This is a genomic window from Sulfitobacter sp. HI0040 (genome assembly GCF_001634885.1).
Lineage (GTDB): Bacteria > Pseudomonadota > Alphaproteobacteria > Rhodobacterales > Rhodobacteraceae > Sulfitobacter.
The window spans coordinates 21713-32334 of sequence record NZ_LWEX01000012.1 but is presented as its reverse complement, the minus strand read 5'-3'; the positions used below and the strand labels follow the sequence as shown (position 1 = coordinate 32334).

Genomic DNA, 10622 nt, shown 5'->3' with positions numbered 1-10622 from the left:
GGTGGGCTCTTACCCCACCGTTTCACCCTTACCCCGTGTGTTGCCGGCAAACCGGCACCGCCCGGGCGGGGTAACCCGACGGACAGCGCCACAGAAAACAGACCGCCCCGGGCGTTACCCGGCACCGTTCCTTCCCGGAGTCCGGACTTTCCTCGACAGGGGCAGGCCCCGCCGCGGTCATCCAGCCTTCCGCGCCCGCATGCCCTAGCGGGCGGGGCGGTGCGGCGTCAATCGCTTTCGACCCCTGCGGTTTCAATGCCGTGATGCAGATCGAAATCCGCCGCGACCAACGGCCCGCTGCGCCATGGGGCAAACCGCAGCCGCGTCGTGGCGAGCAAGGTCTCAGGGTCGCAGGGCGCGGTGAAGCCCCGTGCGCGTGCCCGGTCGACAAAGGCACTTTCCGACACAGCGCCGTCATAGCGCGGCCCCCCGGCGAAACCGGCAAGACCCTGACGGGCGAGTCGCGCCCAGTCGAACCGGAGGCCCGGATCCTGCTTGCGCCCCGGGGCCATGTCCGAATGGCCGATGACGCCGTCGGGCGGGATATCCCAGCGTTCCATGATCGCCCGAAGCAATGCTTCGAGCGCGCGCATCTGCGGCTCGGAAAAAGGCTCTGACCCGCGATTGTCCAATTCGATCCCGATCGAGCGGGAATTGATGTCATCCAGTCCGGCCCATTCGCCCTGCCCCGCGTGCCACGCGCGCGCCTCCTCCGCCACCAGTTGGCAGACGCCCCCTGAAACGTCGATCAGGTAATGGGCGGAAACCTCTGACGCGGGATCACAGAGCCGCCTGAGCGCCGAAGCGGCGCAGGCCATGGCAGTATGATGGATGACAATGAAGACGGGGCGCAAACCGTCCCGCCGGGGGCCATGATTGGGGGACGGTCGCTCTACGATCCCGGGCAGTGACAACAGGCGTCAGCCCCGTGCCGCGCGCCGGTAGGGTGCCGGATCCCATGCGCAGGCAAACCCGTCCCCGTCGGGGTCGACCCCGGCGCTGTCACGCTCCGGGCCGCCCGCCGCCAGAAAGTCGATCTGCGCCTGATCCTGATTGCTGTATTGCGCGCAGGCCCGTTCAAACTTGCGCTGCTTGGCGAAGCCGCTGCGCGAATAGAGTTGTGTTCCCGGTGCATGGCTTGTCGAAATCGCATAGGCCACGATATTGGGGCCGGCCTGCGTGCGGGTCGGAAGCGCCTGAGGCTGAATAACTTCGTAGCGCGCGCGGTTGGCGGCGATCCGGGCGGCATCCGCGTCGATGCTGCGCTGGTCCGATACGGCGTCGAAGTTGTTTTCGTTCGAGATCCCGGCGGTATTGACCACCGGCGGCGCGGGGTTCGAGGGGCTCGCCACCACGGGTTCGATCCCCGAGTTCGCAAGCGCCGTGGAAACCGAGCCGGATGCAGAAGCGTTGGCTCCTCCCCGCGTGGCCGCGAGAACCCGCGCGGTTTCAGCCGCCGTTGCCTCGGGCGAGCCGTCGTCGAAAGGCGTCGCGGGGGCAGCGGTCTGCGACTGGGACGCCGCGAGTGCCGCGTCACGAGCGCGCTGCTGCTGTGCGAAACTGTCTTCGAATCCCACCCCGGCGGCGGAATCGGGAATGGCGGGCTGACAGGCGGCAAGCCCCGCAACCGCCAGCAGGGAAAAAGCGCCGCGTCTGAACATCATAGCCATCTTCATGTCCTCAAATCGGTTTGCCCGTGCTACCACCATTTGTCCGCCTTTGCCACAAAACCGGCCGCCCGTTCGAGAGCATAAGCGGAAGACAGCAACTCCGCCTCCTCCCACGGACGACCGATCAGTTGCAGCCCCAGGGGCAGGCCCTTGGCGTCCTGCCCCGTCGGCAGCGCGATGCCCGGAAGCCCGGCGAGGTTGACCGTCACGGTAAAGACATCGTTGAGATACATGGCGACCGGATCGGCATCCGTCATTTCGCCAAGCCCGAAAGCGGCCGAGGGCGTTGCCGGGGTCAGAATGCAGTCGATACCATCGGCAAAGACGGTTTCGAAGTCGCGCTTGATCAGGGTGCGCACCTTGCGGGCGCGGTTGTAATAGGCGTCGTAGAAACCGGCGGAAAGCACATAGGTCCCCACCATGACCCGGCGCTTGACCTCATCGCCGAAGCCTTCGGCCCGGGTCTTTTCATACATCTCGGTGATGCCGTCGCCCTGCTCCAACCGGGCCCGGTGGCCATAGCGCACCCCGTCGTAGCGGGCGAGGTTGCTGGAGGCTTCGGCAGGGGCGATCACGTAGTACGCCGGCAGCGCGTATTTGGTATGCGGCAGGGAGATATCGACGATCTCGGCGCCCGCGTCGCGCAGCATGTCGGCACCTTCGGACCAGAGCTTTTCGATCTCCGCGGGCATGCCGTCCATCCGGTATTCGCGGGGGATGCCGATCTTCTTGCCCCGGATATCGCCCGTGAGTGCTGCTTCGAAATCGGGCACCGCCAGATCGGCAGAGGTGGAATCGCGCGGGTCGTGCCCGGCCATCGCGCCCAGCATGATCGCCGCATCGCGCACCGATTTCGTCATCGGCCCGGCCTGATCGAGGGACGAAGCAAAGGCCACGACTCCCCAGCGCGAACAACGCCCATAGGTCGGCTTGATCCCCACCGTGCCGGTGAAGGCGGCAGGCTGGCGGATGGAGCCGCCGGTATCCGTGCCCGTCGCGGCAAGGCAAAGGTCCGCCGCGACCGCCGCCGCCGACCCGCCGGAAGAGCCGCCCGGCGTCAGCTGCGTGTCTTCGCCCGCGCGGCGCCACGGGTTCACCGCATTGCCGTAGACCGACGTCTCGTTGGACGATCCCATGGCGAATTCGTCCATGTTGAGCTTGCCCAGCATCACCGCGCCCGCGTCCCGCAGGTTCTGGCTGACGGTCGATTCGTACTGCGGCAGGAACCCTTCGAGGATCCGCGAGCCAGCCTGACTGGGCACGCCCTTGGTGCAGAACAGATCCTTGATGCCGACGGGCAGGCCGCACATGGCAGGCGCATCGCCTTCGGCCAGTCGCGCGTCGGCCTTAGCGGCCTGATCCAGCGCGATGTCGTTGGTGCGGTGAACGAAGGCGTTGAGCGCCGAGGCACCATCGATCGCCTTGATGCAGGCTTCGGTCAACTCGCGCGAGGTGACATCGCCCTTGCGCAGCGCATCGCGCGCCTCCGCCAGGCCCAGTGCGTTCAGATCGGTCATTATTCCACCACCTTCGGTACGGCAAAGAATCCTTCGCGGGCGTCGGGCGCATTGGCGAGCACTTCGTCCTGCCGGTCCCCGTCCGTCACCACATCCTCACGCCGCTTCAGCCGCTGCGGCGTTACCGAGGTCATCGGTTCGACGCCGTCCACATTCACCTCGGCCAGTTGTTCGATGAACCCCAGAATGGTGTTGAATTCCTGCGCGAGGGCGGGCAGCGCTTCGGGTTCGACCCGGATGCGGGCCAGCTTGGCGACCCGCGCGGCGGTTGTTTCGTCAATGGACATGCGGCGATCCTCTCGTTTCAGGGCCGTTTACCGCCCCTGTCCGCGCCTCGCAAGGGCGCGGCCCTGCTCTGCCCCGGGCGAGGGTGGGGCAGGACCAGAAAATTCGCGCGAACCGCCTTCAGAAGCGGCTGCTACGCGCTAGGATCACCGGTGAATCGCAGCAAACGGGAGAAGAAGACATGAACATCATCTGGCTGGGCCACGGCTCTTTCCGCATCGAGATCGAGGATCAGGTACTGCTGATCGATCCATGGCTCAACGGCAACCCGATGCTGGAAGAATCCCACCACGAGGAAGCGCTGAAGGGCGCGACCCAGATCCTCGTGACCCACGGCCATTTTGACCACACCGACGACCTGCCACAGGTGGCGGAACGCACCGGCGCCCCGGTCGCGGGGATGTTCGAATTGATGTCATGGTTCGAAGGAAAGGGCGTGCAGAACACCATGGGCTTCAACAAGGGCGGGACGATAAAATGTGGTGAAGTCGCGGTGACCATGGTGCCGGCTTCGCATTCCTCCTCCGTCTCGGGGGATGGCGGGCCGGTCTACATGGGCATGGAAACCGGTTTCATGATCCGCGGCGAGGGTCGCACCATCTATCATTCGGGCGATACGACCATCATGGCCGACATGGAATGGATGGGGGATTATCACAAGCCCGACATCGGCATCCTGTCCGCCGGGGGGTTCTATACCATGGACATGGCGGCGGCGGCCTATGCGGCGAAGCGGTACTTCGATTTCCGCACCGTGATCCCCTGCCATTACCGGACCTTCGATGCGCTGGAGCAATCGGCGCAGGCGCTGAAGGACGGGCTGCCGGGGGTCGAAGTGGTGGAGCCAGAGGTAATGAAGGCGATATCACTCTGAACGCCGGGGGCTCTCTGCCCCCGGACCCCCGAGGATTTTTTGCCATTTGGAAGGAGGGCGGTCGTTTCGGTACACGGGGAAGTCGGAGGGGGCAGCGGACTGCTCAGTCTTGGGCGTAGCGCCCTGCGCTGCCGCAACGCCTCCGCGATCTCGGCCCGGCTCCGCCTATCGTTTCGACGCGAAAAAATCCCTCAGCAGCGTTTCCGCCTCTGCCGCCGCGATCCCGTCGAAAACCTCTGGCCGGTGGTGGCATTGCGCATGGGAAAAAACCCGCGCCCCCTGCATGACCCCCCCTGACTTCGGGTCCGCCGCGCCGAAATACAGGCGGTCGATCCGCGCGGCGGCGATGGCTGCGGCGCACATGGCACAGGGCTCCAGCGTGACATAGAGCAGATGACCCGCCAGGCGTTCCGACCCGAGCCGCGCGCAGGCGCCGCGGAGCGCCAGCATTTCGGCGTGTGCCGTGGGATCGGTGCATTCGCGCGTGCGGTTTCCCGCGCGGGCCACGACCTCACCGCCGGGGCTGACCACGACCGCGCCCACCGGAACCTCGCCCCGCTGGCCTGCGGCGCGCGCTTCTTCCAGTGCGGCCTGCATGTAGGATTTGAACGTCATGGCCCCAGATGCCCGCAAAGCGCGCCCTTTCGCAAGCGCCGCAAAGGCGCTAAGCGGTCGTCATGACAGATGACGCCACATCCCAGACGCCTCCGGGCGACCGCATCGCCAAGGTTCTGGCCCGGGCCGGTGTGGCCAGTCGCCGCGAAGCCGAGCGCATGATCGAAGCCGGACGCGTGCGGGTGAATGGCCGACAGGTCCTGTCGCCCGCGCTCAACGTCACGCCTGCTGATGCGATCACGGTGGATGGCGCGCCGCTGGCCGAACCCGAACCGCCGCGCATCTGGCTTTATCACAAACCGGCGGGTCTGGTGACGACCGACCGCGACGAAAAGGGCCGTGAAACCATCTATGATGCCCTGCCCGAGGATATGCCGCGGGTGATGAGCATCGGGCGGCTCGACCTGAATTCCGAAGGCCTGCTGTTGCTGACCAACGACGGCGCGGTCAAACGCCGGCTCGAACTGCCATCGACCGGCTGGTTGCGCCGCTACCGGGTCCGGGTCAACGGGCGCCCCGAGGACAAGACGCTGGAGCCGCTGCGCAAGGGCATCACGGTGGAGGGCGAGGATTTTCAGCCCATGACCGTGACGCTGGACCGTCAGCAGGGGGCCAACGCCTGGCTTACCGTGGGTCTGCGAGAAGGCAAGAACCGGGAGATTCGCCGCGCCATGGAAACGGTGGGCCTGTCGGTCAACCGGCTTATCCGGGTAAGCTACGGACCTTTCCAACTGGGCGAACTGAAGCAGGGCGCGGTGGAGGAAGTGCGCCGCAAGATCGTGCGCGACCAGCTCGGCCTTGAAATCGTCGATGACAGCGGCACCGCGACGCGCAAACCCGCCGGTGTGACACGCCATTCCACCCGGCGCGGCCCGGGCGGCAAGGCGGCCCCCGCCCCGCGCAGCCCCGAAGAGGCGCCCAAGGGAAAACGGCAGGGTCAAAAGCCGGGACCGCAGGGCAAGCGTGGCGGTGCACCGTCGGGTAAACCAGGTGACAGGGGCAGAACACGCCCCGCTGGGCGGCCTCCGGGCAAGGGCCCCTCGGGAGGCGGCGGCAAAAAACGATAGGCGGAGCCCCACCTGCTCCACTGGTCCGGCGCGCTTGCACCACCTATGTAGAAACCGAAGGAGACGACGATGGGACGATTGTTGCTGCTGCTTGCGGTTTTGGCACTTGCCGTTGCCATTGTCGCCATTCTGGTATCAATCTGGGATGCCGCCTACGACGGCGGGCGCCGCTTTGCGCGCCCCTTCTTCGGCAACGGCCCAAATGGCGAGGATAGTTTGATGGCACCCACCGGCTTCCAGAAAATCGCCTATGTCGCCTTGATCTTGCTTCTTCTCGGGGTCGCTTCGGGCTGGCTCGGAGGGGTCTGAGCCATGGCAAGACGATACGGAGGCCGGTTCAGCCCGCAACCGGGCGACACCGCCGACAGGCACGATGCCCCTGCCCGGCTGGACGTGGACCCGGTAGGCGGGCGCGCCAACCTCATGTTTCTGCCGCCGGCGCTTTTGACCTTCACGTCGCTGGGCGCCGGGCCGGCCGGGCTCGTTCTGGGGCTGGCCGGGGCCGGTGTTCTGGCAGCGGGCGCCTGGGTGCTGCGCGCGGGGCTGACGGCGGAGGCCGCGTTCCATGCCCGCCGGGCTGCCCGCCCGCCCGCCGTGCCGCGCAAGATACTGGCCGCCGCGATGACGGGAACGGGCACTGCGCTTGCAGCCGCCTCTGGCGATCTGTCCGTGGTAGGTCCGGTGCTCTACGGGCTTGCAGCGGCTGGATTGCATGTGGCCGCCTTCGGCATCGATCCGCTGCGGTCCAAGGGGATGGAGGGGGTGGATACGTTCCAGCATGATCGCGTGGCGCGGGTGGTGGAAGAAGCCGAAGCCCTGCTTGCCTCCATGTCCGATGCCGTGAAACGCGCGGGCGACCGCACGGCGGAAACACGGCTCGCCCGGTTCCAGAATACCGCCCGCGACCTGATCCGCGTGGTGGAGGAAGACCCCCGCGACCTGACCGCCGCGCGCAAGTACCTTGTTGTTTATCTGCGCGGGGCGCGCGATGCGACGGTCAAGTTCGCGGATATCTACGCGCGGTCCGGCGATGCGCAGGCCAAGGCCGATTACCTCGCCCTGCTCGATGATCTGGATGAAAACTTCGCAGCGCGGACCCGCGCCTCCCTGCTGGAGGATCGCGGCGACCTGACGGTCGAGATCGACGTGCTGCGAGAACGCCTCGCCCGTGAGGGGGTGCATTCCGAATGACGCCACACGCCCCCTCTCCCATATCATTACCGACCCCAAGGAACTGCTGAACATGTCTGACAAAGTGCGCGACAAGGCCAATCAATCCGCCGCCATGGTAGACGAGGTCGCCTCCGTCCGGTTGCCCGAACCCGCCGATGCCAACGCCATCGTGCCGCTGGACTCCGCGGATGCCCCCCAGTCCGCCGAGATCCGCCGCCGGATGGAGGAGATCAACCTCAGCGATACGCAGACGATCGTTACCTTCGGTTCGGGCGCGCAGGCCGAATTGCAGCAGATCAGCCAGGGCATGCTGCAGGATGTGCGCAACAAGGATGTCGGCCCCGCCGGGGATTCCCTGCGCAACATTGTGGCCACGATCCGGGGTTTTTCGGTGTCCGAACTGGACGTGCGCCGGGAACGGAGCTTTTGGGAAAAGCTGCTGGGCCGCGCCGCGCCCTTCGCGAAGTTCACCGCACGTTTCGAAGAGGTCCAGGACCAGATCGACCGTATCACCGATAACCTGCTGAAGCACGAACATACGCTTCTGAAGGACATCAAGTCGCTGGATATGCTCTATGAAAAGACGCTCCAGTTCTATGATGAGCTTGCCCTTTATATCGCGGCGGGCGAAGCGAAACTGGCCGAGATGGACGAGCGTGTCATTCCCGCCAAGGAAGCCGAGGTAAAGGCCGCCGCCGAGGATGATCAGGTGATGATAGCGCAGGAGTTGCGCGACCTGCGCGCGGCCAGAGACGATCTCGAGCGCCGGGTGCATGACCTCAAGCTCACGCGGCAGGTCACCATGCAATCCCTGCCCTCCATCCGGCTGGTGCAGGAAAACGACAAGAGCCTGGTGACCAAGATAAACTCGACACTGGTGAACACCGTGCCGCTGTGGGAAACCCAGCTGGCGCAGGCCGTGACGATCCAGCGCAGCGCGGAAGCCGCGAGCGCGGTTCGCGATGCCAACGATCTGACCAACGAGTTGCTGACATCGAATGCGAAGAACCTGCGCGACAACAACCGCATCATCCGGCAGGAGATGGAGCGCGGCGTCTTCGACATAGAGGCGGTCAAACAGGCGAACGCGGACCTGATCGGCACCATCGAGGAATCGCTGCAGATCGCCGACGAAGGTAAGGCCAAGCGGGCCGCCGCCGAAGAGGAACTGCAACAGATGGAGGCCAAGCTGCGCGACACGCTCGCCTCGGCAAAGGCGCGCAAGACCGGTCTGGGTGAAAGCGCCGGCGGCGCCGTGCCCGGGTGAGCTGATGCGCGTACCCCTGTTACGAGTTTCCCGGCGCCCCGGTGCCCTCGCCGCCCTTCTGGTGGCCCTCATGGGATGCGCGGCCCCGCCACCGCCTGCGCCACCGCCGCTGCCACCTTCTGCCCAGCCTGCCCCTGTGGCGCTGGAACGCCCAAGACCGCGGGTCGCCCGGCCCACGTCTGAAAAGAGCGCCGCGTTGCGCAAGTACCTCGCCGAGGTTCAGACCGCCCAGAAGGTGCAGGGGCTGCTGCGTGAGGACGGAGGCGGGCCCGATACGCCCTTCACCTCGGATGTGCTGGCGCGCAATTTTGAGCAGATCGCCTTTTTCAACGAATATGACGGCAATTTCGCCGGACGCGGCGGGGCCAGCCCCCTCCGGCGCTGGCAGGTGCCCATCCATATGGAGATCATCTTCGGCGACAGCGTGCCGCCCTCCCAGCGGCAGACGGACAGCCGCGACATACGTGCCTATGCCGACCGGCTCAAACGGGTGACGGGCCATCCCATTGATCTGCATGGCAGACCGAACTTCATGGTGGTGGTCGCCTCCGAAGACGACCGGGCCGAAACGCTTGCCCAGGCCGCAGCCCGCGTCCCGGGCATTTCGCGCGCCAGCCTGCGCGCCTTTGCCGAGATGCGCAGCGATACCTATTGCGCGGTCGCGGCCTATGCCTCGGGCGGGGATCCCAACGTCTATACCGCGGCGGTGGCGGTGATCCGGACGGAAAACCCCGATCTTCTGCGGCTTTCCTGTATTCACGAAGAACTGGCGCAGGGGCTGGGGCTGGCCAACGACAGCCCTGCCGCGCGCCCCTCGATCTTCAACGATGATGACGAGTTTGCCCTGCTGACCCGGCATGATGAACTGCTGTTGAAAATGTTGTACGATCCGCGCCTGCGCCCCGGGATGAGCGCCATCGAGGCCGCCCCCTTCACCCGGGTCATCGCGCGGGAACTGACCGGCGGACCCGTCTGAGGCCCGCAGCCATCAAAGGACAAGACCATGGGCATTTTCGATTTCCTCTCGGGTGAATTCATCGACGTCATTCACTGGACAGACGATACCCGTGACACGATGGTCTGGCGGTTCGAGCGCGAAGGTCACGCCATCAAGTACGGCGCGAAGCTGACCGTGCGCGAAGGTCAGGCCGCGGTTTTCGTGCACGAAGGCCAGATCGCCGATGTCTTCACACCCGGTCTCTACATGCTGGAAACCAACAACATGCCGGTGATGACGACGCTGCAGCATTGGGACCATGGCTTCCGCAGCCCCTTCAAGTCAGAGGTCTATTTCGTCAACACCACGCGGTTCAACGATCTGAAATGGGGCACCAAGAACCCGATCATCGTGCGCGACCCCGAATTCGGCCCCGTACGCCTGCGCGCCTTCGGCACCTATTCCGTACGGGTCGCGGACCCCGCCCGCTTCCTGTCGGAGATCGTCGGCACCGATGGCGAATTCACCATGGACGAGATCAGCTACCAGATCCGGAACGTCATCGTGCAGGAGTTTTCGCGCACCATCGCCCGGGCGCAAATCCCGGTGCTGGACATGGCTGCCAACACCCGTGAGCTGGGCCAGCTGGTCGGTTCCGAAATCGCGGCCCAGATCGCCGAATACGGCCTCGCCATGCCGGAGCTTTATATCGAAAACGTCTCCCTTCCGGCGGCGGTGGAAGCGGTGATGGACAAGCGCTCCTCCATGGGCGTGATCGGCAATCTGGAGAGCTACATGCAGTATCAGGCCGCCGAGGCCTTGGGACGCGACGGTGCCGGTGCGGCGGCGATGCAGACGGGGCTCGGCGCGGGCTTGGGCATGCAGATGGGACAGGCCGCCGCAGCGCAGGCCGGCCCCTGGGGCGCGCGCCCGCAAAGTGCCGGGGGCGCCAGCCCCGCGGCCCATACACCGCCACCCCCGCCCCCGGTGGAAAAGGTCTGGCATCTCGCCGTCGCAGGCGAGGTGAGCGGCCCCTTTTCCAAGGCTGCACTGGGCCGCAAGGTGACCGATGGCAGCCTGACCCGCGAAACCCACGTCTGGACACCGGGACAGGATGGCTGGATTCGCGCCGGAGAGGTCGATGAACTGGCGCGGCTTTTCACCGTTCTGCCACCCCCGCCCCCGCCACCTGCCTGAACAGGGCGTGAAACTCTGAC

At 65.9% G+C, this 10622-nt stretch carries 12 protein-coding genes; 7 read left to right on the top strand and 5 right to left on the bottom strand.

Features of this window, described 5'->3' with window-relative positions; all coding sequences use genetic code 11:
* Positions 1-227: 227 nt before the first annotated feature.
* The 4 genes from A3728_RS01375 to gatC form a co-directional block, all read right to left on the bottom strand.
* Positions 228-854, bottom strand: a complete 627-nt coding sequence (locus tag A3728_RS01375; RefSeq protein WP_236628160.1) for an N-acetylmuramoyl-L-alanine amidase — start codon at positions 852-854, stop codon at positions 228-230.
* Positions 855-920: 66 nt separating this feature from the next.
* Positions 921-1670 (bottom strand): hypothetical protein, encoded by a 750-nt coding sequence (locus A3728_RS01370; RefSeq protein ID WP_330220251.1) that lies wholly within the window; start codon positions 1668-1670, stop codon positions 921-923.
* Positions 1671-1699: 29 nt separating this feature from the next.
* Positions 1700-3187 carry an Asp-tRNA(Asn)/Glu-tRNA(Gln) amidotransferase subunit GatA gene (gatA, locus tag A3728_RS01365; RefSeq protein WP_067919582.1) on the bottom strand — a complete coding sequence of 496 codons (1488 nt, stop codon included), beginning with the start codon at positions 3185-3187 and terminating at the stop codon, positions 1700-1702.
* Positions 3187-3474 carry an Asp-tRNA(Asn)/Glu-tRNA(Gln) amidotransferase subunit GatC gene (gene gatC / locus A3728_RS01360; protein ID WP_067919575.1) on the bottom strand — a complete coding sequence of 96 codons (288 nt, stop codon included), beginning with the start codon at positions 3472-3474 and terminating at the stop codon, positions 3187-3189. Before gatC ends, gatA begins: the two co-directional genes overlap by 1 nt.
* Positions 3475-3653: 179 nt before the next feature.
* Between gatC and A3728_RS01355 the strand changes: the two genes are divergently transcribed.
* Positions 3654-4346: a metal-dependent hydrolase gene (locus A3728_RS01355; protein WP_067919572.1), complete on the top strand. Its 693-nt coding sequence runs from the start codon at positions 3654-3656 to the stop codon at positions 4344-4346.
* Positions 4347-4511: 165 nt separating this feature from the next.
* Here A3728_RS01355 and A3728_RS01350 read toward each other — a convergent pair whose 3' ends face one another.
* Entirely contained in the window at positions 4512-4961 is a 450-nt protein-coding gene (locus A3728_RS01350; RefSeq protein ID WP_067919567.1) for a nucleoside deaminase, read from the bottom strand.
* Positions 4962-5023: 62 nt separating this feature from the next.
* Here A3728_RS01350 and A3728_RS01345 point away from each other — a divergent pair, with 62 nt between their 5' ends.
* From A3728_RS01345 to A3728_RS01320, 6 genes are all read left to right on the top strand, one after another.
* On the top strand, positions 5024-6028 hold the full coding sequence (locus A3728_RS01345; protein WP_067919562.1) for a pseudouridine synthase: 1005 nt from the start codon (positions 5024-5026) through the stop codon (positions 6026-6028).
* A 69-nt stretch (positions 6029-6097) separates the two neighbouring features.
* On the top strand, positions 6098-6337 hold the full coding sequence (locus A3728_RS01340; protein WP_067919561.1) for a hypothetical protein: 240 nt from the start codon (positions 6098-6100) through the stop codon (positions 6335-6337).
* 3 nt (positions 6338-6340) lie between these two features.
* Positions 6341-7219 (top strand): 5-bromo-4-chloroindolyl phosphate hydrolysis family protein, encoded by an 879-nt coding sequence (locus tag A3728_RS01335; RefSeq protein ID WP_067919560.1) that lies wholly within the window; start codon positions 6341-6343, stop codon positions 7217-7219.
* A gap of 52 nt (positions 7220-7271) precedes the next feature.
* Positions 7272-8468 carry a toxic anion resistance protein gene (locus A3728_RS01330; RefSeq protein ID WP_067919559.1) on the top strand — a complete coding sequence of 399 codons (1197 nt, stop codon included), beginning with the start codon at positions 7272-7274 and terminating at the stop codon, positions 8466-8468.
* A 4-nt stretch (positions 8469-8472) separates the two neighbouring features.
* Positions 8473-9444: a DUF2927 domain-containing protein gene (locus tag A3728_RS01325; RefSeq protein WP_067919589.1), complete on the top strand. Its 972-nt coding sequence runs from the start codon at positions 8473-8475 to the stop codon at positions 9442-9444.
* Positions 9445-9471: 27 nt separating this feature from the next.
* Positions 9472-10602: an SPFH domain-containing protein gene (locus tag A3728_RS01320; protein ID WP_067919556.1), complete on the top strand. Its 1131-nt coding sequence runs from the start codon at positions 9472-9474 to the stop codon at positions 10600-10602.
* The last annotated feature ends 20 nt before the right edge of the window (positions 10603-10622 follow it).